The following is a 25222-nucleotide window of genomic DNA, read 5'->3' as shown; positions in this document are numbered from 1 at the left end:
CATCATGTTTCTCTTTCGGAACTATCGGCATGAGCGTGACCGCAGCCTTTCTGCATCGCCTTTTCGAAGACCGCGGCGGGATCGGGGCGGGCCTCCGCCAGCAGGCCTTCCAGCGTCATGCTCAGGCGCAGCACGCCGATATCGTCATTGACACGGCCACCAATCTGGATCCCCACCGGCAGGCCACAGGAAGAATAGCCCGCCGGCAACGACGAAGCGGGTTGGCCCGTCATGTTGTACAGCAGGGAGAACCCGGCCCATTCCAGCCAGTCCGGCCAACTGTCATCGGGCACCGTAAGCCCCGCCCTGAGCGGCAGGATGGAAACGGTGGGCGAGATGACGAAATCAACCGTTGCATGCTGCCGTGCGCATTCCTGCCGGTAGGCCAGCCGTGCCATCATCGCATCAACATAATCCCCGGTCGGGATATGCGCCCCCCGGTCGCCCCAGCCACGGAATTCGGGGTCAAGCAGGTCACGATCGGCCGGACTCAGGCGGCGCTGGGACTGCCATGCCCCCACCTGCCACAATGTACGATAGGTCGGACGCCAGTCCTCCATGGGGGCCAGCGACACCAGCACGGCACCTGCCGCCTCGATGCGCGCGATGGCGGCGCGATAGACCGCCGCCACTTCCGGGTCGACCTTCATGAAGCCGAAATCTTCCGTCACCCCGATCCGTACCCCCGCCAGCGGCAGCGGTGTCACTGGAAAATCCGACGCCGGGAGCGGATCGGTGGTAAAGGGGTCCATCGGGTGGCGCCCCTCCATGACCGAGAACATGAGGGCCGCATCCGCCACAGTGCGGGTGATCGGACCAAAATGCGCCATGTCGGAATAATGCGGGCCGACCGGGTACATCGGCACGCGGCCGAATGTCGCCTTCAGGCCGAACACACCGCTGAAACTGGCTGGTACACGGATGGAGCCACCGCCATCACTGCCCAGCGCCAGCGGGCCGCACCCCGCGCTGATGGAGGCGCCTGCCCCGCCACTGCTGCCGCCCGGTGTATGGTCGGTATTGTGCGGATTGCGGGTGATGCCGGTCAGCGGGCTGTCGGTCACCGCTTTCCAGCCCCCTTCGCATGTCGTGGTGGAGGCGAACAGCACGGCCCCCGCCTGGCGCAGGCGCTCGACAGAGGGGGAATCCTGTGTTGCGGGTGGATTATGTTCGGCAATGCGCGAACCACGGGCAAAGCGCCAGCCTTTCACCATGGCCGTATCCTTGACGGAAACCGGCACGCCTTCCAGCGGGCGCGTAGGCAGGCCGGCCGCCCAGCTACGCTCGGCCGCGACCGCAGTCGCCAGGGCACGTTCGGGATCGAGGCTGCAGAACGCATTCAGCACCGGCTGCACCGCCTCGGAACGGGCGATGACATCGCGGATCACCTCTACCGGTGAGAGTTTCCGCGCCGCATACAGCGACAGAAGCTCAACGGCCGATAGTTCACATAATTCAGTCATGGAAATCATCTCTGCTTTCTTGATGTGCCCCCCGCGCCGGGGACACACGGGCCGCGACCGGTCAACATGGGCATCGCCCTCGATCTATGATCCGCTGCAGACCGGCCAGACAAACACGGATATGAAAAAAACCGCTTTAGCCCCGGAAATGGGACACTCGGCATCGAAGCCTGCAAAGGTGGATCATTGCAATACCATTTCATCCTGCTGCGTCAGATCATGCAGTGTCGCGAAATGGCAGGGGCATGTCATCATGTTTTGTCCCTGGATATGTTATGTTTCAGGTCAGGCCGCACCGTGTTCCATGGCCCGGCCTCTTCCCATGCGGCACAGGCCTGCAGCACGCCCAACCGTCTGCACGCCATGCCCTTGTGTGTTTCAGTTTCCCATTCCAGACTGGACGCCATGACTCCACCACTCCTTGAACGCCGCCAGCAGTTACTCAGTCCGTCTTACCGGCTGTTCTATGATGAACCGCTTCATCTCGCATCGGGTCAGGGGGCATGGCTGACCGACGTGCATGGCCGTCGTTTTCTGGATGCCTATAATAATGTTGTCCCGGCCGGGCATTGTCACCCGCATATTGTGGACGCCATTGTGGCCCAGACGAAACGGCTGAACACACATACGCGTTACCTGCATGATACCATTGTGGACTACGCCGATGCGCTGCTTGCAACCTTCCCCTTCCCCGCGCAGGCAACATTTACGTGTTCGGGCAGCGAGGCCAATGATCTGGCCATCCGGATTGCCCGCCATGTAACCGGTGGCCAGGGGATAATCATAACCGAAAACGCCTACCATGGCGTTACCTCCGCAACCGCCGAGATTTCTCCATCCCTTGGCAAGAGCGTCAATCTGGGGATGCATGTCCGCACGGTTCCCGCCCCTGCCGCGAGCACGGATTTTGCTACGGGCGTCAGATCCGCCATCGCGGACTTGCAACGCCATGGTATCCGGCCAGCCCTTCTGGTTGTGGATACGCTGTTCTCCTCTGATGGGATATTTTCTGATCCAGCCGGTTTTCTGGCGCCTGCGGTTGAAGCTGCCCATGAAGCCGGGGCCCTGTTCCTTGCCGATGAAGTACAGACCGGTTTCGGACGGACCGGTTCCCATATGTGGGGTTTTGAACGCCATGGCGTCCAGCCGGACATGGTCTCGATGGGCAAGCCCATGGGGAATGGCTATCCGGTTGCTGGCCTTGTATGCCAGCCGGAAGTGATCCGGGATTTCGGGGCCGGTATCCGTTATTTCAATACCTTTGGCGGCAACCCGGTCGCCATGGCTGCTGCCATGGCGACACTCCGTGTCATTCAGGATGAGCACCTTATGGAAAACGCCAACACGATTGGTGCCTACCTACGGACGCAACTGGCCCGGCACCCCGGCATTCATGATATCCGTGGGGCGGGACTTTTCATTGGTGCCGAATTGGCGGATGGGACCATTGCCTCACGGGTTGTCAATGAAATGCGTGCACGCGGTGTGCTCATCAGTTCTTCCGGACCCGCCGGGAATGTCCTGAAAATCCGTCCACCTCTCATATTTTCCCGTGAACAGGCAGATATCCTGAACGATACGCTAGGGGCTGTCCTTGAAATGGTCATGGCGGATCGATGACGGTCCCCATCCATGCCTGCTTTAATCGGGGTTATACTGAATAGATACCGCATGATTAATTCGGAAGCCGCCATGTCTGACGGGGGATGGTCGTCGAAATGGACAGGAATGGCTGAATGACACAATCACGATGCCGGTCACCCTTACAGCATGATATAAAAAAGTAATCGCCAAATTTTAATAACCGAATGTGCGGTTTTTGTGAAATAAAGACAATCAGTATGCTTCCAAAATTGCTTACAGATTGGCTGTGAACTGAACGCCCAGTACGGCCGCATCCCGGAATGTTGTGGTCGCGCCGGGATGCTGCAGATATTGAAAATCAAACTGCATCGTCGTTGAATTACGTAGCACATGCGTGCTGTAAAAGGCTTCATAGACGTTTTCCCAACGCTGAACGCCCCATACCGGCCCCCATTGATTGGCGAGGTAGGGCAAACCTAACGCGCGTGACGATTTCTGCTGCCGGGAAACAGCGCTGCTCATGTCCATATGCTGGAACATGGCCCCGATCTGGTCCTGCCTACGGTGCCATGGTGATCCCGTCTCCACCAGTCCGATCCATTCATGGTCGCGCATGGCCACGACGTTGCCCTGCGAATAGCCCACGCCGCCCACCGCCAACAGTCCTTCCGCCACGCCCGGGCCATTGCGTACCAGCATCTGGTCAAACATGAACCATGCCGTGCTCATGCCTGCTTCATAACGCCGAGGCTGTCCCGTCAACTGAAAGGAATTGCCATGAATATCGGCATAAAGGTTTGGATAGCGTGAATTATCGTACCACGCGCCAATCTTGTAATTTCCGCGCAGGGCGTGTTTGCCGAACCAGGGCATCCAGCCAACCTCGACCTGAGAGGAGACCTTGCCCAATCCGCTCTGGGCCAGCGCCCAGCCTGAAATACCACCGTTATAGGCATGGGGTGAAACGGCAAAGATCCCGCCCATGACATAGACTTTCTTGGCCGGAAAGGTCCGTATCACCCCACCGAGATTACCCGAAGGCCAGTCCCGGCCGCCGGGAACATATTTACCCGGCGCAAAGTTGCTACACACGGACACGTTCATGAAGGAACAGGCCACGTAATCGTAGGCAAAGAAACTTCCGGTTGGAATATCGCCTGCAGAAACAACGATCCGTTTATGCAGGAATGTCTTTTCGGCATACATCGCAACAAGGTGTGCGACGACATTACCGCGCCCCCCATATATCTGTTCAGGATTCGTAACAGAGTCACCGAGATTATAGCTGAAGTTGCGCCCATGGCCGTTGATGACAAGAAGATGGGTCCATAACCCGCTGACCCCTGCAAGTCGCTGCCAGTCGATATCGAGTTCACCCGCTACCTGACCTGCCAGTACGTCCGAACGTGTGCGTCCGCCACGCACATTACCCATGTATTCTTCATTGACAGCAACGTTGAGGTACAGGCCGCGCCGGTTCAGCCATTTCCGTGTACCAAACCAGTCACCAAACAGGTGCGGCGCACCGTGCAGGGTGGGTACCTGCGGGTCCACCACAGCGTTACCCCATCCTTCGAGGGGAAAAGCATGGGCGGAGTATGGTTCAAGGACCACCGGCAAGGACTTGGAGGTTTCGCTCTGGGCAAATCCTTCATCTCCATAGATCAGAGATACAAAAATCAGGACTGTAAATATGAGTATCTTTGACACAGGAAAAACATTCTGAAGTTTCCCCACGTTTTCATGGTCTATGAAATATATTTCAAACAATAAAAAATAATAAATTGGTAATATATTGGAAAATATAATGAGAATGCCGTGAGTTCCCGATTTTATGACCTCCAGCTATGGGTCGGTATAGGTTGCAAATTCACCACTATCATAAATCCCGATATGATCGCGCCGCCCCCCGGCAGGTGGGGATACCTCACGATTTCCCTGCAGGCAGGATGGACGCCAGCATTTCCTTTGCCGAACCAAGCAGAACACTGGCCCGCTCCGGTTCTGTGGGTAGTGATGACAGGAAGGCCCTGGCCTGCTGCAGGGTGATATGCGGCGGCAGGGGTGGCACGTCAGGGTCGGTGCGGGCTTCAAGGATAACGGGGCGGTCGGCACCCAGAGCCTCTTCCCACGCCGTGGCGACATCATCGGGGTTGTCCACATAGATGCCCTTCAGCCCGAGTAATTCTGCATACCGATGATAGGGAAAATCAGGGATGGACTGGGTTGATTCCGTCTTGCCCTTGCCAAGCTGGATGCGTTCTTCCCATGTCACCTGATTGAGGTCCTGGTTATTCAGCACCAGAACGATCAACCGGGGATTGGACCACTGCTTCCAGTATTTGGAAATCGTGATCATGACGTTCAGGCCGTTCATCTGCATGGCCCCGTCGCCCATGCAGGCAATGACCGTGCGTTCGGGATAGGCCATCTTGGCCGCCATGGCGTATGGCGTCCCTGCCCCCAGCGATGCGAGGCCACCCGACAGCGATGCCTTCATGCCCCGGCGCATTTTCAGGTCGCGCGCATACCAGTTGGCAACGGAACCGGAATCAGCGGTGATGATGGCGTTTTCCGGCAGGCGGGGCGAAAGTTCCCAGAACACGCGCTGCGGGTTAAGCGGCTGGGCGCTGGTCATGGCGCGAGCTTCCAGCACTTTCCACCACTGGGCCACTTCCTTTTCGATATGGGCGCGCCATGAGCGGTCACTATTGTGATGAAGCAGCGGGATCAGGGCGCGCAATGTCGCAGCACTATCGCCCTGCAGGCTGACCTCCATCGGGTAGCGCAGGGACAGGTTGGCGCCATTGATGTCGATCTGCACCCCGCGTGCATGGCCGGGTTTTGGCAGGAATTCGCTGTAAGGGAACGATGACCCCACCATAAGGAACGTGTCGCATTCCTTCATCAGGTCCCATGACGGCTTCGTGCCCAGCAACCCGATCGAACCGGTGACAAACGGAAGCTCATCCGGCACGGTGGCCTTGCCCAGCAGCGCCTTGGCAATCCCTGCCCCAAGGATTTCGGCGATCTGGAGCAACTGGTCCGTTGCCTCCAGCGCACCTGCGCCAGCAAGGATTGCAACCTTTTTGCCGACATTGAGTATTTCGGCCGCGGCGCGCAGGCCTGCCTCCTCGGGCACCTTGCTGCCAATTGTCGTGCCAATGCCCGTATGGGTCGCGCCATGGGCCATTGGCGGGTCGGCATAGGGCAGTTCCTGCAGATCGTTGGGCACGATCACGACCGTGGGGGCGCGCTTGTCGCGTGCGATCCGCACGGCCCGGTCCAGCGCATGGCGCATCTGCGAGGGTTCGGTCACGGTGACGATGTATTCGCACGCCACGTCCTTGCACAGCGACTGCAGGTCCACTTCCTGCTGGTAATTCGTGCCAATCGCCGCGCGGGCCTGCTGGCCCATGATCGCCACCACACCGACATGATCCAGTTTGGCATCATACAGCCCGTTCAGCAGGTGAATGGCACCGGGACCGGATGTTGCAAAACATAGCCCTACCTGCCCGGTAAACTTGGCATGGGCCGTTGCCATGAACGCCGCCATTTCCTCATGTCGCACCTGAACGTATTCGACGTGGCCCGCATCCACTTCACGTTGCAGGGCCACGTCTATTCCGCCTGCCCCATCGCCCGGATAACCGTAAGCGCGTCTGAGGCCCCATTCCTGAAGGCGTTTCCATAAGAATTCGCTGACATTCATTTTGGGAACTTCCTGTCGGATTCATCTGGCCAATGCCAAAAATTCGAAGGGGTTGCTTCTTTTTTCCGTTGGTTACGGCGCGACCAGTCGCGGACGGAACGCGTACGACACCCCGATATGATTGTCTGCAGGCAGAACAATTTTGGAAAAATAATCCAGAGAACCGGTTGTTCATGGTGAATATGAACAATCGATGCCTATCATGCGCAGGAATTATTATGTGAGCAGAGTGTCTGACATCAGGTATGAATGGCATGAGGCAACCGGAGACAGGCCCCTGCCCTTCTGCCCGACAGGAAGCATGCACAATCTTATCTATATCCAGCGTCAGGCCGCGGCATGCTGGTTTACACCCATCCCGGCAATGTGCGTCAGTTTCTGGTCAGCGGATTTTTCTTCTTCAAGCGTGTGTTCCAGAACGGCCGCGCAGTCGGCACGGCCAAGCTGCCGGGCATAGGCGATCAGGCTGCCATAACGGGTTATTTCATAATGCTCGACCGCCTGGGCTGCCGAAAGCATGGCGGCATCACGGACCTCAGGGTCATCGCAGTCACTGATGATATCCTTTGCCTCGGCGAGGATTCCATCCATTGCCTGACATGTCACGCCCTTGACGGGCTGACCATGCATCTGGAACACCTGCTCGAGCCTGCGTACATGCTCCTGTGTTTCCGTCAGGTGATGCTGGAACGCGGCCTTCAGTTCCGGTTCCGCCGCCTTTTCGGCCATGGTGGGCAAATTCTTGACGATCTGGTTTTCGGCATAATAGATGTCCTGAAGGGTATGTACAAACAGGTCATCAAGGGTTTTTATCGGTTTGGAAAACAGGCCCATGGATTTTCTCCCTTCTTGAAAAAGATACAACTCGCCTGATCGGCGCACGATGGTTGATGCGCTGACCGGAGCATCCAGATTCCGGGGGACGGCAGCCGATCGCTGACGTCCCCGGTATCCAACACGATGTCAGGTGTTCTTATGGCTCTGCTGGCCAGCCTTGACATGCTGTTCATGTGTGCCGCCCCGGGTGCCGGTGCTGTGTTCAGCCTCGTCTTTACCCGCATGCGACGTGCCGGTGTTCTTATGGCTCTGTTCGCCAGCCTTGACGTGCTGTTCGTGCGTGCCGCCCCGGGTACCGGTGCTGTGGGTACCTTCGTTTTTTTCGCCATGCGACGTGCCGGTGTTCTTGTGGCTCTGTTCGCCGGCCTTGACGTGCTGTTCATGGCTGCCGCCCTGATTTGCCATTTTTCCATTCCTTTTTTCTGATTGGGGACGATCGTTCATCCGACCGTCTCATGACAAACTGCCGGGCCTGAATGCAGTTTCAAAAATTCGGAGAAAAATATTATATTTCTGAAAATAAAAAAATAAAATCACATCATTAATATTTCATTTTGAATTCATTCCGACCAATTTTAAATCACAATTATTATGTTTCATCCTTGGTGCAAGCCAGGGGTATTGCAATGCAGGGGAAGTTATCCGCCGCACAGGCCGGAATACATTAAGAACACTGTGGAGATGCGATATCAGTATTTACCTGCACGGCATAAGATTATACCCATATCCCTGACATATGTTTTTATGGGCACACGGGAAATATCATTCCCGAAAACAGTTTTATAAAAAAATTCCAGTATTTAATATATTTATGTTCATATGGCTTCGTTCTGGATGCCAGGTACTTGAAAAATTACTGTCTGCCGTGGCAATTGACAGCCCTGACGTCGTCCCCGGAATTTTATACGTCCGTTTTCGTGCATGAAAGCGCAACCGGCGGCGTGCTGATACCTTAAACCCAATACAGATCCTGACAGAATCAGATCTTCGCCGGAGCGATTTCCCATGACCCATGCGTCTGTCACCGTGCCGTGTCGCCTCCAGATCAATGGTCAGGGCTATGCTACCGACCTGCCGGCGTGCGTCACGTTACTTGACCTGCTGCGGGAACGACTTGACCTGACCGGTACGAAAAAAGGATGCGATCACGGACAATGTGGCGCATGCACCGTGCTGGTTGATGGCAAGCGTGTCAAAAGCTGCCTGATCCTTGCCGTCTCGATCCCGGACGCCGCAGTCACGACCATTGAGGGGATCAGCCAGGACGGCCGGTTGCATCCGATGCAGCAGGCTTTCATTGATGCGGATGCCTTCCAGTGCGGTTACTGCACGCCGGGACAGATCATGTCGGCCATCGCCCTGCTGGAAGAAGGTCATATCCATTCCCACGCGGAAATCCGCGAATTCATGAGTGGCAACCTGTGCCGTTGCGGTGCCTATAACGGAATCATCGACGCCATCGAACGGGTTGTGGCCCAGCAGCACAGCAACCAGGCGGGAGCAGCGGCATGAGAAGTTTTTCGTATGCCCGTCCCGCCACCCTGGCCGAGGCCTGTCGCAGCGCCGAACATACGCGCTTCCTTGCAGGCGGGACGAACCTGATCGACCTCATGAAGTCGGATGTTGAACGCCCGGCCCATGTAGTCGATATCAAGTCCCTGCCAATGCACCATATCGTGGACCGTCCTGATGGCGGCCTGCGCCTTGGCGCACTGGTCACCAATGCTGATACGGCGGCCCATTCCCTTGTGGTCGAACGGTATCCCCTGCTCGCCTCGGCCATTCTGGCGGGGGCCAGCCCGCAGATCCGCAATATGGCCACCAATGGCGGCAACCTGAACCAAAGAACGCGCTGCCACTACTTTTATGATTCCGCCATGGCATGCAACAAGCGTTCGCCCGGCATGGGATGCGCCGCACGTGGCGGCCGCAACCGGATCATGGCCGTGCTTGGTACCAGTGACGCCTGTATCGCCACCTTCCCGTCCGACATGTGCATGGCCCTCGCCGCCCTCAACGCCACGGTCAACCTGCATGGCCCGCGGGGTGAGCGTACGGTTAGTCTGCGTGACTACCATTGCTTGCCCGGTGATACGCCATGGCGCGATAATATCCTGCAACTGGGTGAAATCGTGACCGCCATCGACCTGCCGCCCGCACCGTTCGGGCCACACCATACCTATCTCAATATCCGTGACCGGCAGTCCTTTGCGTTTGCAATCGTCTCGGTAGCCGTGGGGCTGCAGATGGAGGATGGCCGGATCAGGCGCGGCAGCATCGCGCTGGGTGGCGTGGGAACAAAACCGTGGTGCGTGCCGGAAGCCGAAGCACTGCTGGGCGGCAGGGCGCCTTCGCATTCGCTGTTTCGCGACGTTGCCGAACGGTTGCTGCACGGGGCCGTGGCGGACCGTGACAACGCTGCCAAGATCAGGCTGGCGCCGCGCGTGATCGAGCGTGCGTTGTGGCAGGCGGCATCCGGCACGCCGCAATCCCAGACAGACAAGACCATTCGCTGAAGGATAGTCGCCATGAACGTCATATCCACGCCCATCGGGCAACCCGTCTCGCGGATCGATGGTGTTGCGAAAGTGACCGGACAGGCGAAATACGCCGCCGAGCCCCACCCGCCAGGCATGCTGTATGGCGTCATCGTCAACAGCCCCATTGCACGCGGGCGGATTGAAACCATTCACGACACCGGGGCACGGGAGGTTCCCGGCGTGGTCGAGATCATGACCCACCACAACCGGCCCCATACCGCATTGTTTGAAAAATCCTACATGGATGGCCTGGGCGTACCTGGTGCGCCCTACAGACCGCTGCATGACGGTGAAATCCACTTCAACGGGCAGCCTGTTGCCGTCGTCCTTGCCGAGACATTCGAGGCTGCACGTGAAGCCGCCATGCTGGTCAGGGTCGATTATGAACGATGGCCACACAATGCGGATTTTGAAGTTTCCCTGCATCAGAAATACATGCCATCCAAAACACGCAGCAATTACGTGCCGCCCAAACCCCGCGGCGACGCTGCCGCAGCCTATGCGCTGAGTGCGGTAAAAATCGAGAGCCGTTATCATCTGGCTCCCGAACACCACAACCCGATGGAAATGCACGCCACGACCGTCATCGTGGAAGATGACGGCACGTTCACGGTCTGGGACAAGACACAGGGTCCGCAGGCGGTTCAGGCCTATCTGGCAAGCGCCCTTTCCCTGTCAAAAGATCAGGTGCGTGTGCGTAATCCTTATGTAGGGGGCGCATTCGGTTCGGGGCTGCGGGCGGTATATAATGTCTTTATCGCCACGCTGGCCGCAAATATGCTGAAGCGACCGGTACGTGTGACCCTGACGCGACCGCAGATGTTCACTCACACCTTCCGCCCCGAAGCCACCATGGACATCGCCCTTGGCGCCAGCCGCGATGGGACATTGCAATCCATGATTGTCGAAGGTGTAACCGATACGTCGCGCTTTGAACACAATATGGAAAACATCGTGATCTGGGGGCTAATCAATTACAAATGCCCGAACGCCACGGCTGATTACAAGATTGCCCCCCGTGACATCTATACATCCAGCGACATGCGGGCACCGGGGGCTGCAACCGGCGTCAACCTGCTGGAGATGGCCATTGATGAGATGGCCCATGCCTGCACCATGGACCCGCTGGCATTCCGTCTGCACAACTATTCCGATATTGACGCCATGCATGACATGCCCCTGACCAGCAAGGCGCTGCGGGACGCAATGGCTCAGGGCGCGCAGCATTTTGGATGGCATGACCGTTCCATGGCACCTGGCAGCATGCGTGACGGTCGGGAACTGATCGGCTGGGGCATGGCGACGGGCATATGGGATGCCATGTTCTCCCCCACTTCCGCCCGTGCCCGGCTGGGTCAGGATGGATGGTTGCATATTGCCACAGCTGCCTCCGACATTGGCACCGGGACCTATACCATCCTGGCGCAGACCGCGGCGGAGGCGTTCGGCATGCCGCTGGAGCGGATCGATATCGAACTGGGGGATTCCACCCTGCCGGAATGCCCGACGGAAGGCGGATCATGGACGGCGGCCTCTGCCGGTGCGGCGGTCTGGCTTGCGTGCCAGAGTCTGCGCAAAAAGCTGATCGACATGCTTGTCAGAAGTAAAAATACCCCGTCATGGGTAAAGCAGGACGCCGTGACGCTGGAAGGTGGTGTCCTGCATGGCATGACTGAAAATGGGCGGGTCAGTCTCTCTCTCCCTGATGCCCTGTCCCTTGCGGGGCATGATATGCTTGAAGTTGAGGAAACCGCGAAACCGGGACTGCGGGGAAAAATCAGCCAGATGCGCAAGGCCCGTTTCACCCATAGCGCGGTATTCTGCGAGGTACGCGTGGACCCGGAACTGGACACCGTGCGCGTGACCCGTCTGGTCAATGCCGTTGCCGCCGGGCGGATCATGAACCCGAAAACAGCTGCAAGCCAGATACGTGGTGCCATGGTGATGGCGACCGGCATGGCGCTGCATGAAGAGTCGCTGTTGGATGAGCGCGTCGGCCGTTTCATGAACCACAATTTTGCCGAATATCACATCCCGACCCACGCCGACGTTCCGGACATGGATGTGCTGTTCGTGAATGAACACGATGATGAAGTCAGCCCGCTGGGGGTCAAGGGCGTGGGGGAAATCGGCATGTGCGGTACGGCCGCTGCCATTGCCAACGCCATTTTTCATGCAACTGGCAGGCGATGCCACAATCTGCCGATAACCCCGGGTGCGCGAACCTGATACCGTATTTGATACGAACAATCATTCTGCAGGGCGTTTCACGATCATGTCAGACGATATGATCCGACAGCGATTATGGGGCAAGACGGATATATGTGCCCTGCTTACCGCGCTGAAAGCCATGGACCGGGGATACAATGCAATGCCTTTGCAGGACATGGATTTCCATCTCTTTCTGGCTGAATGTGAGTGGTGCTTTAATTTCCGCTCACCTTGGAAAGGCCTGCAAGTCCTCGTTCAATGGGCTAACATCCTGATCGGAGTCCTCATTTAATCTTCTTAACCCATGCCAGCCCCTAAATTAACAGATCCAGATCCTATACTGAACTATCTTCCCAGTCCTGCATCCAACGACGCAAAGTAAAGAAAATAAATCTTTAAATCCTGCCTTATCAGTTCGCATCATGATCTGGATGATATCCATTCAGAAATTTCATTTCTGGCCCGTCCATAAATCTCCATATTACTTGTTATTTTGTCTGCCGCTTCTCGTGCCGCAATCAGGCTGCCACGCGAAGAGTTACTGGATGGATCTGCAAGAAGGGCTTTTGCAATGTCAGGGCTGACTGTTTCCGCAGCGACTGCGGGCAACAGCTTTTCCTGAGACCATGGTGCAAGCCGCTTGCGGATGGTCTGCTGATCTTGCACCACCAGATCCCATACCTGATCCGACAGGCCACTTTCCCGGGCAAGTACGGCCAGACACCATACGATGCGCCCGTTGGGAATAGCGCCACTATATGTCAGCCCCACAGTGCGCCGCATCAACGCAGGATCGGGCGATACGGCCAGAGCACGGAAAAAGCGTAGCTTCTGTTCCGTATCAGGTGATTTGCGGATGATGTTTTCGATCTGTCCGTAGGTTTTATCCGTTGCTTGCCGCCCAACGATGATGGCAACCGGCGCCACCAGACTGGTCGGCAGGGAGGCTGGCTTTTTCAGATAATGGCTAAAGCGCTGCTGCGCTTCGGTTATGACCGCCTGATCCCCGAATTGTCCCAGTGCACCAATAACCTCGGGACGCAGGAGTGTATCGGTAAACGGTTCATCTTTTCGTACATCCCACCCCAGCCGTTCCATCTGGGCCTGCAGGATTGTACGGGCCAGATTATGGAAAGGGGCACTGACGGACGTACCCCGCACCATTCTGTCCAACGCCCGTAGATGCACAATTGTATCCTGCCAGACGGCTATATCCGTCTCGTGCATGTCAGGCAGATGGGAGATCAGAGACAGATAGTCTTTCAGAGGTGCCTGACCGGACTGAAACAGGGCAAATTCATCCCCGAGCAGGTTAACTCGATCGGCCGGAGAAAAGGATGCAAAATCCTTTTGCAGTAATGCGAGGGACGCGCTGTCATAACGGGTACGGTAGTACCCGTTTTCTCCCAGATTGATCTTGATGGCCTGCTCACATCCCGGACTACGCAACGTAACCGGCGATGCACCCAGCAGGAGTTTATGGACATCACCCTGTGCCGTTCCGGCGATAACCGGGATTTTCCATTTCAACGGCGCAGCATGGGGATCATGGATGCTGAAACGACTCTGGGTAAGGGTAAGAACGGTTGCGCCCCCTACGCAGCGGCGCGTTACATTGACCTGAGGAATGCCTGGCTGTTCCACAAAACTACGTGCAACCGGGGCAATATCCTGTCCTGATGCCTGTGAAAGCGCATCCCACAGATCATCACTTGTGGCATTACTGTAAGCATGGGCCTTCATGTAAATACGCATGCCGTCACGAAAATAATCTTCGCCCAGCCAGTTTTCGATCATGCGGATGACCTGCTCACCCTTCTGGTAACTGATACGGTCAAAGGCACTGCTGGCTTCGCTGACATCATGAATGGTCTGCTGGATGGGATGGGTCGTGGACTGTGCATCCTGCGCCATGGCCTGCTCGCGCTCGGAATGCTGGCGGGGCCAGATTTCCCATGTCGGATTGAAATGGTTGGTGGCCTTTTCCTCCATCCACGAAGCGAAGCCCTCATTCAGCCAGATGTCATTCCACCACGCCATTGTCACAAGATCGCCCGACCACTGGTGCGCCATTTCATGCGCGACCACCAGGTACACCAGTTCCTTGGTTTCGGGGGAACTGCGCCTGGGGTCGAACAGCACCATGTCGTCAATGAATGTCATGGCGCCCCAGTTTTCCATAGCGCCCGCTTCGTAATTGCCCGGAATGGCAATCAGGTCCAGCTTGGGCAATGGATAGGGAATGCCAAAATATTCATTATAATACGGCAGGATTTCAGTCGCGGCATGAAGGGCATATTCGCCTTTCTTCTCATCGCCAGCGGGCGCATAGACATTGATCGGCGTTGTCCCGCCCTTGCCATGCACCACAGCCATATCACCCGCCACAACCGCCAGCAGATAAGTGGACATGCGCGGTGTCGTGGCAAAACTGACGTACTGACTGTCGCCCTTTGCTTTCGTTATGCGCTCAACGGGCATATTGCTGACCGCCGTATAGCGGCGCGGCACGCGGATATTGAGTTGATATGTTGCCCTGAACGCGGGTTCGTCCCAACAGGGAAACATGCGGCGTGCATCAGCAACTTCAAACTGGGTGACCAGCATCCGCTTTTTCTTGCCTGCCCGATTCCGGTAATCATCGTAATAGATGCCATTGGGTGTTTGCGGAATGGGACCGCTATAACGGATTGACAGCACATGCGTGCCAGCGGAAACCTGCGCGGGCGCAGGCAGGGACAGGGTAAGGGTCTGCGCTTTTTCGTCCTGGGCAATCTGCAGAGGCATGCCATCGACACTGGCAACCTCTATTTTCAGACCGGCCTGATTCAGGACAATCTGACTGACAGGATGCGTCACGGTCAGGTCGATATCCTCGTGACCATTCAGCACAAGTTTTTTCATGTCCGTATCGACATGAATACGGTAGGCCGTCGGCAGAACCGTTTTTGGTAATGCACCCGGTGTCCGATCAAGGGAAAAATGACCTGCCGCATGGGCAGGACTGAAGCAGGCAAGCGGCCCCGTTATCAGGGCAATAACCGATAGAGAACTAAATAATAAGGATCTTTTTGATTTTTTATTATATTCAGAACGCATTACAATTCCCTTTTCCACAGTCCGACATTTTCGATAGCCATTATCCATCCCTATCCAAACCGTGCACGGACCGTAAATGTTACTGATGCGGGCTGTCCCGCGATGCCATTACTGAAAGATGTGCCGCAGCCATAATTACTGGCTGGCTGTCCCGCCAGCGGACCGGAACTGATGGTAGAGCAGGTTCCCGGTGCAATCTGCTTGTATTTGTACTGCATGTAAAATGTATTGAACAGGTTATAGACGTTCACATCGAAATTCAGTGATTTCAGTGGCCCGGCCCCTTTCAGAGGCAGATTGTAATTCAGATCCAGGGAGAAAATCATATATGGTGCAATACCACCATGTGGATCATAGGTCGTCGCCCCAGCTGTCGTGGTGTAATAATTATAGTTGGTTCCACCATTAAAGCCACCTACCCCTGGTATATTACCAATATTCTGGAAACCGGTCAGGTCATAGGTTGTATTCTGGTGGCCCGTGTACTGCCCCTGGAAGCGCACATTGAAATCATCCGACGGGCGGAACAGGCTGCGTTTACGATAATCAATACCAATGGTGGAAAGCCAGGAAGGAATTCCGGTAACCGGTGATCCCTTGGTTGCAATGCCAAACTGGTCTTGCTGCACCGTCATGCTTTCAAGGGCCGTTGCATCGTAATAGGCGCTAAGATGCGAGAAATTGCCAAACAGCTGGATCTGTGGCGTGACCTGCCAGATAACGGATGCCTCCTCCCCCTTCATGGTGCGCTGGCCGGCATTGGTATATTCGCTGTAACCGGCCAGACTGCCGGACTGGAACTCAAACATGCCAAAATCACGATCGATTTTCTGATGGAAGTAATCGACGGAAATCGACAGGTTGGAAACATTATATTTTATGCCGCCTTCTTCCATATGCACAATCGAAGCATTGGGCACCTGTCCCAGAACATTCGGTGTGAAATCGGATACCGGAGCATATAGCGCCGAATTACCCCAGCTGCCGTAAAACGACAGGCCCTTCAGCGCCGGCACAACCTTGTCCAGATCATAACTGACATTGATGAAAGGCAGCCATTCACGGTCCCATTTCTTTGCGGAATAGAAGCCGGTATTGCATCCATATGTCTTGCAGTACGTGGTCGCGGCGGCAGCGGCAGAAACCTGCCCACCATACATTGCCGTACTCGTCAGACCGGACTGTGTACCTTCAATTACAAAGCCCGGCGTCACGTGCAGGGTATTTTTGAACATATCAATCTTGTCCTGAAAATAACCCTGGTACATGACGCGCTGGCCACCTCCTTTTCCTCCACCACTAATAAGATTGGCATTCGTTTCCGCGACATTGGGGGTACCCCCCGCCCATGTCGGGGTAAGATTGCTGGTCTCCTTGGCAATCAGCGCACCCACCTTGATGGTGTTTTCTATTCCCCAGAAACGTGGGGGCGTAATCGTAAGGCGGGGACGAATGCCGTAAGTGTCGGTACGGGTATAACTTAGCTGGGCATTATAACCACACGGACTTGTCTGGCCTGCAGCACTCCATGCGGAACTGACGCCTGCAGGACAGTTTGCTGAACTCCCGCCATAGGTATAGACCCCCGGCATGTAGAAGGGGTTGCCATAGCCGTAATAGCCCTGCTCACCAAACCCGGCGGGTGTCTGTGTAAATATGTTCGACCCGCCAATCGAATAAGGCGTCGGGGCACCGTTTAAGGAAAAGGAATCGGGATTCTGATAATCAAGGGTCGTGGAATCCGAAAATTCATAAAATCCCGTGACACCAACATTCAGATAATCATTTACGTATGTGTCATCCTTGAGGATCATTGTAAAATAATCGTTATTCTGCTGCCCGAATGTCGTATCGGGATTATAATTACTATATTTCCCGTATTTATTCATCCAGGCAGTCGGAACCGGCTGTGCCTCAAATCGCCCGTTCCCTGTATTGTAGAGTATTGTCGCCTGAAACAGGGACTGCCCATCATCATAAGGCTTATCGAATGCAAACTCCATATTATTGTAACGCGCAGGCGTATATTCAATGTAGTTCTGGGTCTGCATGTTGGAATATTTCAGCATAACCTTGGGCGCATCGATCCCCCGCCCCATCCACCCATTCAACCGGCCGGAACTGGCTTCGAAACCTTCATTCCATGTTCCGAATGAGCCAACGGAACCCGTGACATCAAGGTGTCTGTCATTACTTGGTCGCAATGTATGGTAGGCAATCGTGCCGCCGATCGTACCGAATGTTGTCTCACTGGGATAGGCGACACCGGGATAGATCGAAACACCGCTGATCTGATCCATATTGAACTTGCCGCCAATAAGGCTGTTCATATAGGCACCGGAACCACCATTCAGCAGGTCCTGCATCGGCACGCCATCCAGTGTCTGCGCAACTTCCAGCCCACGTGCGCCACGGACAGACATGACCGGTTCGTTATTGCCGATACCTGACTGATATACATTTACGGACGGTGCATCGCGCAGGATGGTTGCAATACTGCCCATCAGGCCAGCCTGACGGATATGATCCGCTCCCAGTTCAGTCACGGCGCTGGGCGAATTCTTTTCACGGAGCAGGCGCCGCTGCGCCTTGACCATGATTTCTTCCGTTCTTGCATTGGATGCTGCCGTGTCATCCGATGTGGTCTTTGTTTTATTAACTGAATTTGTATTCTTTTTTGCAGAATGACTGCTTGTCGTGGGATTGTTTTGATTTTCTGTCGTCTGGGCAAGTAGTGTACCACTCCATCCCAACATAAACAGTGCCACGGAAGATGAGAATAACCGATCTACAAGTATCCGATCCTCCCTAAGGAGAACAGGAATTCGGAACAGGATCCAATCACGATGTAAGGCCAGGCTCTTATCAGACAATGATCTCATATCAGACTCTTCCGTAATAGAGCTCTCACTGCCTTCACACTGATTCATAAATGCATCAGAAATCCACATAAAATTACAGAGTCGCAATAAATAGGATTGTTTTCCTCCTCTTGTTGCAAGGGAGCAACAATACGACATATGACGGGGATACGGCCTGGATCATATAAAAATATCGTGATTTATAATGACATATAAACAAATCATATGTGAATAACATATCTGCGTGCCTGTGGGCGATGTTCCGACAACCGGTTGAATCTGTATTGGAGTATATAGTCTTGAGGCCTGTCCTTTTTTTACTTCTATTAGGTTCTTCCCTTGCATTTTCAACAGGGTCCTTTTGTCAGGACATAAAGGAAACGGGACCCGACCCCCTGCCATTGCCGCCTCCCGTGCCACAGGCCCAGGACAGGCCGATGCCTGGCACAATCATGCTGAAGGTCGATGGGACCGATCTGGCCAGACATATATATACAGTCCATGAAATAATTCCGGTCTCGCCGGAAATATCGGCCCATGGCGGTGACATGATGATCCGGTATCCCATGTGGATACCAGGAGATCACTCCCCCACAGGTCCGGTAACGCAGCTTGCCGGACTGTCGGTGCATGCGGATAACCGTAATATTCCCTGGATTCGCGATACGGTGGATGTCAGCACGTTCCACATCCCCATTACTGCCGGGACGAAGATGATCCTCGTGGATTTCCAGACGTTAACGCCTGTATCCTCCGATGTGGGGCGGGTGGTCATGACGCCTGATATGCTCAATGTACAATGGAATGCGGTCTGCCTTTATCCTGCTGGATATTTTACGCGTGACATAACGGTTTCACCCACACTGGTCTTACCACATGGGTGGCAGTATGGTTCGTCATTGCGCCCCCGCGACGGGGGCAATACGGGGAACAATATTACATTCCAGAACGTATCGTTCGATCGTCTTGTTGATTCCCCCGTTTTTGCGGGACGTTACTTCAGGCGATTTGATCTTACCCCACCCAATGGCCCCCCTGTATCGCTTGATGTCGTCGCGGACAGTCCCAATCTGCTTGCTGCGGCACCCGAACAGATCAATGCACATCGGAACCTTGTACTGCAGGCGAACGCGGTGTTTGGATCCCATCATTATGAACATTACGATTTTCTTCTGGCACTGACGGAAGAACTGGGCCGTATCGGTCTTGAACATCATCAATCCAGTGAAAACAGCGGACCGCGCGGATATTTTACAAAATGGAAAGATACCTTTCCTGCGCGCGATCTCCTGCCACACGAATTCACGCATTCCTGGAATGGCAAATTCCGCCGTCCGGAAGATCTGTGGGCTGCCGACTTCAACACACCTCATCGCGGGTCGCTACTGTGGATTTATGAAGGGCAGACCCAGTACTGGGGCTATGTTCTTGCCGCCCGCAGTAACCTCATGACACAGCCACAGGTACTTGACGCACTCGCCCTTGTGGCCGCCACGTATGACGGGCGGGCCGGTCGTCTGTGGCGCCCGCTGGTTGATACCACCAATGATCCGGTCATTGCCCGCCGCACTCCCCTGTCATGGCGGAGTTGGCAACGCAGTGAAGATTATTATTCCGAAGGGGAACTGTTGTGGCTGGAGGCAGATACATTGATCCGGGAACTCTCGCACGGACACCATTCGCTTGATGATGTCGCCCGCCAGTTCTTTGGTATCAGTAATGGCAGCATGGTGACCCATACCTATCGTCGTGAGGACGTTATTGCTGCCCTGAATACCGTTCAGCCCTATGACTGGACCGGTTTCCTGCATGACCGGGTGGACGTCGTACCCCCCCATGCGCCACTGGCCGGACTGGTCCGTGGGGGGTACCGTCTGGTTTACGGCACGGAGCCGACCGCCTATCAGTCCGCGAAAGAGAAAATGCTGAAAATGCATGATTACAGCTTCTCGCTTGGCTTCACGGTGGATCAGAAAGGCAAATTGCTGAACGTTGAATGGAACAGTCCCGCATGGCAGGCGGCTATTACGATGGACGAAAAAATCGTGGCGGTTCACAACATGACCTTTGATGCGGACCTGTTATCAGATGCCATTACGGCCGCCGCGTCACCCGGTGCGGCATCAATTGAATTGCTGATCCAGTCTGGGGATCGATACAGAAACGTTTCCATCCCCTATCATGGGGGACTGCGTTACCCCCGACTGGAGCGCATTCCCAATACGCCTGACATGCTGGCGGATATTCTCAAGCCACGGCCCGTCACGCCATGAGGGGCATGATACGTCCCATGATGGTGGGCATGCTGCTGGCCGGGACAACAGAGTATCACACTGTACAGGCGGCATCCCTTCAGTGCTTCAGGGATGATGCCATAACGCATGGATATACGCTGGGCCTGCCCCGTAATGCGCAAATTATGCCCGATGGGCACGCGGCCCTGTTTTTGCGTAGTGGACCGGAAGATACGGCCCTGCAGTTATGGCGCTATGATTTTGCCACCGGACAGCAGACAGCCCTGACCCATGTCGCAACAGGGAACGAACATCTGTCCGTGGAAGAAAAGGCCAGGCGGGAACGCGCGCGCCTGGCCATGACGGGGGTGACAGCTTTTGAGGTGGCAGAGCGCGGCAGGACCGCCATCGCGACCCAGGCCGGACGCCTGCTCAGGATTGATCTGGCCAATTACAGTGTCACGCCCCTGCCGCAACAGGACTGGGGCGCGCCCCGGCTATCGCCGGATGGGCGGTATATTGCCGCCGTACGCAACAACGACATGTATGTCATTTCGACCAGCAACGGCAAAGCGCATCAGGTCACCCATGGCGGCACGGCAGACCTGACACATGGCCTGACCGAATTCGCGGCAGCCGAGGAACTGGACCGCCCCGATGGTCTGTGGTGGTCACCGGACAGTCGGTCTGTGGTATATGAGGAAGCCGATCTTTCGGGTGTGGAAAAGCATTATATCGCTGATCCTGAAAATCCGGCGACCCCATCCGTCGCCTTTCGCTATCCACGGGCCGGTACGCCCAATGCCCGCGTCCGGTTGGGTATCATAAAGCGTGATGGCGGCCATACCCGATGGATCCGATGGGATAATACCCTTTACCCTTATGTTGTACGTGTCGTCTGGTCGAAGGAAACCGGTCGGTTGTCTGTCGTGGTGATGAACCGTGCACAGAATGAAGAACGCGTGCTGGACGTTGATCCCCATAACGGAAAAACAACTGAACTTCTGGCCGAACATGACGCGGCCTGGATCAATATTGCTGCCACGGCACACAGTACAGGGCTTGCCCTGCCTTACTGGCTGAAGGATGGAAAGCATTTTTTATGGGCATCTGAACGGAGCGGTACGTGGCGGCTGGAAATGCACAATGCGGATGGCACGCCCGGTCACGAACTGACGCCAGCCACCTTGCCGTTTCTGTCACTGGATGATGTTGACGCGGCGCACCATACCATAACCTTTACCGCAACGCCTGACCGGGTGAATACAGCAGTTTACTGGGAGGATATGAATACTGGAGCCATAACGGAAATCGCCACTGCCGAGGGACTGCACCAGCCTTATTTTTCACCCGGTCAGCATGACCGGTTTATCGACCGTTTTAGTACCGCGGATGGAAGTGTTCGTGTCCTATTGCGCGATCGTGACGGCAATACGCGTGCCACACTACCTGATGTTGCACGAAAAGCGCCGCCCTTTAACATAAAGTTCCTGACGGTTGGACCGCGATCATACGATGCGATGATTGTTCGTCCCGTCAATTTTCATGCCGGACAGCATCTGCCTGTTATCCTGTCAGTTTATGGGGGACCGGGATACAAGGAAGTGCTTGATGCACCTGCCCTCTATGCGGAAAAACAGTGTCTGGCCAATCAGGGTTTCATTGTCGTCAGTCTGGACGGTCGGGGAACCCCCGATCGAGACCACGACTGGGAACGTGCCATCCACAACAATCTGATTGATACGCAGCTTGAAGATCAGATTACCGGGATGCAGGCCATGGGAAAACAGTTTCCTGAAATGGATATGCGCCATGTTGGCATTTATGGGTGGTCGTTTGGCGGTTATTTTACGGCCATGGCGGTCATGCGGCATCCTGAACTGTTCCGGACAGGCGTAGCCGGTGCCCCACCGGTAGATTTTTCTGATTATGATACGACCTATACAGAACGTTATCTGGGCCTGCCACAGCTAGATGGCGAGGGGTACCGGGTCAGTAATGTCCTGACCTATTCAAAATACCTTTCACGTCCCCTGCTGATCATTCATGGTGTAACGGATGATAACGTATATTTTGTAAATACGTTGAAGCTGACCCGTTCACTGATCAGGGCAGGTCGTCCCTATGATCTGATGTTGCTGCCCGGAACGCATATGCTTGCCGACCCGACGATTCGTGCCAATGTCTCGATTGCCCGTATGCAGTATCTACGCGACCACATTCTTTCCAACGCAAATGTGGCGGGAAAGCCGGAATGAAAAGGCGTGATCGATAATTGACAGGAAGATCTGCCGCCATGACCTGAACGGCTGGCGGCGGGATTCTCACACCGCTCCAATTCCCGCTCCAGCACACTGAGGCAGACCTTCATCAGACTGAAATACATCCTTGCCACAAGCATCACCGCCTGTATCCCCATCCCCGCCATTGGTGCCAGCGGGCGTGCCTGCTTGTACTCGAAATCCACGTGTCGGGGGGGGATGATTTCCAGGCCCCGAACCACCGCGTCCGCCGGTTCGCTCACCGCGAGCGTCGTCCGGATCCCGGCGACGCGGCAGCCGGTTACCGCCTTCGCTAATTTATCGTTCCTTCTGTTCAAGACAGGGTTTCCGCTGAACCGGGCCGTAACTGTCGCCTCCCACCACAGCAGCTTCGTGCCAGAGATCGCGGTGCACTCAGTTCAGGCTGAATGCCTGTTTGGCCTGATCGCAGCAGGACTGGAAACCGGATTCCTCCCACGCATGATAGTGGAAACGCGCCGACATGACGATATTCGCGCCATTGCGCTTGATGACCCGGACATGCTCTGGCACATGACACTTGCCTGGCGGCATGGTGGCTGTCTATCAGATACGGTCAGGGCATAACCTGGACTGGCGCGATGGACAGCATAGTGCGCCCGTCGCCCGTCCACCCTGCCGGGCCACAGGCGCGATCAGGGCTGCTGCCCCTCACCGGGAAGAGTGCGCGCAATCTGGTCGATATCCTTCAGCACCTCTGCCTCCGTTACGGATGCTTCCTGCTGCCCGATTTCCGACTGCACCAGGCCAATCAGCGCCAGGCCGTAATCTTCATGACGCTGCTCCATGCCTGCCTTGACCAGTTGCACGGCCTCATTGAGCTGACCAAACGCCGCATTGGAATGGATACTGCGTACAAGATCCAGATAACCGCCAATCATTCCGTTCAGGTTACGCTGGTTGCGGGCCAGGTTCTTTTCAATTGGCGCACGCTGTTCAGCCGAGAATTTTATCGGACTGGAAGACTGCAGGAAATTGTTCATGACATGGATTGCATGTTCGGTCTGCAGGATGCTGATCGCCATTACCGTGGTGGCATTGATCTGCAGCTTCAATGCCTCCATGGCGGCATCGGCCCGTTCGCGCGCATTGCTGGCCAGAACGGCCTGAACCTGCCGTAACTGGTCACGTAGCTTGTTGTCCGTTGTATTGTTCTGCATGTCCGCCAGCATGGAATGCGAAGGATCGCTCGACTGCTGGTTTTTATACAGCTTGTCAAACTCGGCCTGGGCTTCCTGTGTTTCCGCCAGGGTGTTGATGACATCAGAGGAAATGATCACACGGATCCCGGCCGTGGGCAGGCGCGTCGGCTGGCTGGTCTTTTCATCAAAGACGGGCATTTGCGCGCGCTGCGCCGTTGTCAGTTCATCGGGATTGGCCAGATAGTTCCCGCCGCGCAGCAGCACGCCACCAACCTGTCCATGCAGGCGCCCGACCCGGTTGAGGCGGTAGGGATCGAGCATGATCTGGTCCACTTCCCCCAGTATGTCATACAGCCCCAGCGGATTGGGCTTCAGGGTACCAACCGGCTGGAGCGCGCCGATATCGGGGCCAGCAACGATATAATGATCGTTACCTTCGGGCATGGGCCATGTAGGGGCCATGAAATCCGCCGGCGACACCTGCATGCCGCCGCGCGCGGCATAGCTCCATTCATCTTCTGTCGGCAGACGCACGAACCCGTGCCCATTGCCATGCGTGGGCAGTGTCGCGGCATGATGGGCCTGCAGCCATGACGTCCATGTGGCGGTGAAGTTCTGTGCATCAAACCATGACACCCTGATCGCGGGTTTCATGCCCTCCGCCGTTGGGGGCCTGCAGGCCGCATCGGGATGCATAACGGCATCATACTGGTTCTGGGTCACATCATACTTGGCGACATAATACCGGCGCAGGTCGGGTTTGCCCGGTACTGGAAAAGGTGCCGAAATCCAGGATTTGTGCAAGAATTCATTATAACCGTCCACCGCATCGTTGCGCCCGGTCATGATTTCGACATCGCCCAGCACCGTCTTGCCGGTCGCCACGTCAACCGGACGGAATACCATGCTGCCCCCGCATGGCATGGGCAACTTCAGGTCATCACTGCCCGGGTGGCGATCCACGAAGCGCGTGTCCCATTCCGGCGCATCGGTCTGCGCGTGGGCCGTGATGACCGGGGCCTGGCTGCATACCACAATGCCAATACCGGCCAGACATGAACCCAGTGAGCGTTTCATGATGCGACTACTCCATCCCATGCATTGATCCGTGATGCCCGCCAACCAGCCGCAAGCGACACGAACGCCGCACAGCACAGGGTCATGACGGAATATTCGGTAACCATCCGCAGACTGATGATGCATAGCGGCCGGTCCAGCGCCATTGTGGCAGCAAAG

At 55.8% G+C, this 25222-nt stretch carries 15 protein-coding genes; 7 read left to right on the top strand and 8 right to left on the bottom strand.

Annotation, left to right across the window (positions count from 1 at the left end; genetic code table 11):
• Positions 1-2: 2 nt before the first annotated feature.
• Positions 3-1463, bottom strand: coding sequence for an amidase family protein (locus tag AC1RQ9_RS14995; protein WP_485987591.1), 1461 nt, complete (start codon positions 1461-1463; stop codon positions 3-5).
• A gap of 405 nt (positions 1464-1868) precedes the next feature.
• On the opposite strand from AC1RQ9_RS14995, the gene AC1RQ9_RS14990 reads away from it, so the two are divergent.
• Positions 1869-3083 (top strand): aspartate aminotransferase family protein, encoded by a 1215-nt coding sequence (locus AC1RQ9_RS14990; protein ID WP_485987590.1) that lies wholly within the window; start codon positions 1869-1871, stop codon positions 3081-3083.
• A gap of 237 nt (positions 3084-3320) precedes the next feature.
• Here AC1RQ9_RS14990 and AC1RQ9_RS14985 read toward each other — a convergent pair whose 3' ends face one another.
• The 4 genes from AC1RQ9_RS14985 to AC1RQ9_RS14970 all read right to left on the bottom strand — a co-directional run bounded on the left by AC1RQ9_RS14985 (position 3321) and on the right by AC1RQ9_RS14970 (position 8043).
• The gene (locus AC1RQ9_RS14985) at positions 3321-4784 is read right to left on the bottom strand and encodes a carbohydrate porin (RefSeq protein ID WP_485987589.1); all 1464 of its coding nucleotides are present in this window, start codon (positions 4782-4784) and stop codon (positions 3321-3323) included.
• A 190-nt stretch (positions 4785-4974) separates the two neighbouring features.
• Positions 4975-6762: a thiamine pyrophosphate-requiring protein gene (locus tag AC1RQ9_RS14980; RefSeq protein WP_485987588.1), complete on the bottom strand. Its 1788-nt coding sequence runs from the start codon at positions 6760-6762 to the stop codon at positions 4975-4977.
• A gap of 327 nt (positions 6763-7089) precedes the next feature.
• Positions 7090-7596, bottom strand: coding sequence for a YciE/YciF ferroxidase family protein (locus AC1RQ9_RS14975; RefSeq protein WP_485987587.1), 507 nt, complete (start codon positions 7594-7596; stop codon positions 7090-7092).
• Positions 7597-7725: 129 nt separating this feature from the next.
• Positions 7726-8043, bottom strand: a complete 318-nt coding sequence (locus AC1RQ9_RS14970) for a hypothetical protein (protein ID WP_242501433.1) — start codon at positions 8041-8043, stop codon at positions 7726-7728.
• Between the two features lie 561 nt (positions 8044-8604).
• Between AC1RQ9_RS14970 and AC1RQ9_RS14965 the strand changes: the two genes are divergently transcribed.
• From AC1RQ9_RS14965 to AC1RQ9_RS14955, 3 genes are read left to right on the top strand one after another with little or no spacing between them, the layout of a single operon-like run.
• Entirely contained in the window at positions 8605-9111 is a 507-nt protein-coding gene (locus AC1RQ9_RS14965) for a (2Fe-2S)-binding protein (protein ID WP_485987586.1), read from the top strand.
• Positions 9108-10115, top strand: a complete 1008-nt coding sequence (locus AC1RQ9_RS14960; protein WP_485987585.1) for an FAD binding domain-containing protein — start codon at positions 9108-9110, stop codon at positions 10113-10115. The genes AC1RQ9_RS14965 and AC1RQ9_RS14960 overlap by 4 nt, the downstream gene beginning before the upstream one ends.
• 12 nt (positions 10116-10127) lie before the next feature.
• Positions 10128-12368: a xanthine dehydrogenase family protein molybdopterin-binding subunit gene (locus AC1RQ9_RS14955; RefSeq protein WP_485987584.1), complete on the top strand. Its 2241-nt coding sequence runs from the start codon at positions 10128-10130 to the stop codon at positions 12366-12368.
• Positions 12369-12770: 402 nt separating this feature from the next.
• Here the strand turns inward: AC1RQ9_RS14955 and AC1RQ9_RS14950 are convergent, their stop codons facing one another.
• Positions 12771-15449, bottom strand: a complete 2679-nt coding sequence (locus AC1RQ9_RS14950; RefSeq protein ID WP_485987582.1) for a M1 family metallopeptidase — start codon at positions 15447-15449, stop codon at positions 12771-12773.
• A 50-nt stretch (positions 15450-15499) separates the two neighbouring features.
• Positions 15500-18331 carry a TonB-dependent receptor domain-containing protein gene (locus AC1RQ9_RS14945; protein ID WP_155820401.1) on the bottom strand — a complete coding sequence of 944 codons (2832 nt, stop codon included), beginning with the start codon at positions 18329-18331 and terminating at the stop codon, positions 15500-15502.
• Positions 18332-18747: 416 nt separating this feature from the next.
• Between AC1RQ9_RS14945 and AC1RQ9_RS14940 the strand changes: the two genes are divergently transcribed.
• The 3 genes from AC1RQ9_RS14940 (at position 18748) to AC1RQ9_RS14930 (ending at position 23411) form a co-directional block, all read left to right on the top strand.
• Complete coding sequence (locus tag AC1RQ9_RS14940; RefSeq protein WP_019091896.1) at positions 18748-20583, top strand: M61 family metallopeptidase; 1836 nt, start codon at positions 18748-18750, stop codon at positions 20581-20583.
• A gap of 5 nt (positions 20584-20588) precedes the next feature.
• Complete coding sequence (locus AC1RQ9_RS14935) at positions 20589-22802, top strand: DPP IV N-terminal domain-containing protein (RefSeq protein WP_485987580.1); 2214 nt, start codon at positions 20589-20591, stop codon at positions 22800-22802.
• Positions 22803-23024: 222 nt separating this feature from the next.
• Positions 23025-23411, top strand: a complete 387-nt coding sequence (locus AC1RQ9_RS14930; RefSeq protein ID WP_485987579.1) for a LysR substrate-binding domain-containing protein — start codon at positions 23025-23027, stop codon at positions 23409-23411.
• Positions 23412-23479: 68 nt separating this feature from the next.
• On the opposite strand, the gene AC1RQ9_RS14925 is transcribed toward AC1RQ9_RS14930, so the two are convergent.
• The gene (locus AC1RQ9_RS14925) at positions 23480-25063 is read right to left on the bottom strand and encodes a formylglycine-generating enzyme family protein (protein ID WP_485987577.1); all 1584 of its coding nucleotides are present in this window, start codon (positions 25061-25063) and stop codon (positions 23480-23482) included.
• Positions 25064-25222 lie beyond the last annotated feature (159 nt).

The organism is Komagataeibacter ossonobensis, from assembly GCF_057359305.1.
Note: the sequence above shows the minus strand (reverse complement) of the source record. Positions and strands in the feature narration are given on the sequence as shown.

Bases quoted from the DNA above. Each gene is read 5' to 3' on its own strand.
- AC1RQ9_RS14955 (WP_485987584.1), top strand. From the start codon at position 10,128: ATGAACGTCATATCCACGCCCATCGGGCAACCCGTCTCGCGGATCGAT.
- AC1RQ9_RS14980 (WP_485987588.1), bottom strand. From the start codon at position 6,762: ATGAATGTCAGCGAATTCTTATGGAAACGCCTTCAGGAATGGGGCCTC.
- AC1RQ9_RS14925 (WP_485987577.1), bottom strand. From the start codon at position 25,063: ATGAAACGCTCACTGGGTTCATGTCTGGCCGGTATTGGCATTGTGGTA.
- AC1RQ9_RS14995 (WP_485987591.1), bottom strand. From the start codon at position 1,463: ATGACTGAATTATGTGAACTATCGGCCGTTGAGCTTCTGTCGCTGTAT.
- AC1RQ9_RS14945 (WP_155820401.1), bottom strand. From the start codon at position 18,331: ATGAGATCATTGTCTGATAAGAGCCTGGCCTTACATCGTGATTGGATC.
- AC1RQ9_RS14970 (WP_242501433.1), bottom strand. From the start codon at position 8,043: ATGAACGATCGTCCCCAATCAGAAAAAAGGAATGGAAAAATGGCAAAT.
- AC1RQ9_RS14990 (WP_485987590.1), top strand. From the start codon at position 1,869: ATGACTCCACCACTCCTTGAACGCCGCCAGCAGTTACTCAGTCCGTCT.
- AC1RQ9_RS14960 (WP_485987585.1), top strand. From the start codon at position 9,108: ATGAGAAGTTTTTCGTATGCCCGTCCCGCCACCCTGGCCGAGGCCTGT.
- AC1RQ9_RS14935 (WP_485987580.1), top strand. From the start codon at position 20,589: ATGATACGTCCCATGATGGTGGGCATGCTGCTGGCCGGGACAACAGAG.
- AC1RQ9_RS14940 (WP_019091896.1), top strand. From the start codon at position 18,748: ATGCCTGGCACAATCATGCTGAAGGTCGATGGGACCGATCTGGCCAGA.
- AC1RQ9_RS14930 (WP_485987579.1), top strand. From the start codon at position 23,025: ATGATTTCCAGGCCCCGAACCACCGCGTCCGCCGGTTCGCTCACCGCG.
- AC1RQ9_RS14965 (WP_485987586.1), top strand. From the start codon at position 8,605: ATGACCCATGCGTCTGTCACCGTGCCGTGTCGCCTCCAGATCAATGGT.
- AC1RQ9_RS14950 (WP_485987582.1), bottom strand. From the start codon at position 15,449: ATGCGTTCTGAATATAATAAAAAATCAAAAAGATCCTTATTATTTAGT.
- AC1RQ9_RS14975 (WP_485987587.1), bottom strand. From the start codon at position 7,596: ATGGGCCTGTTTTCCAAACCGATAAAAACCCTTGATGACCTGTTTGTA.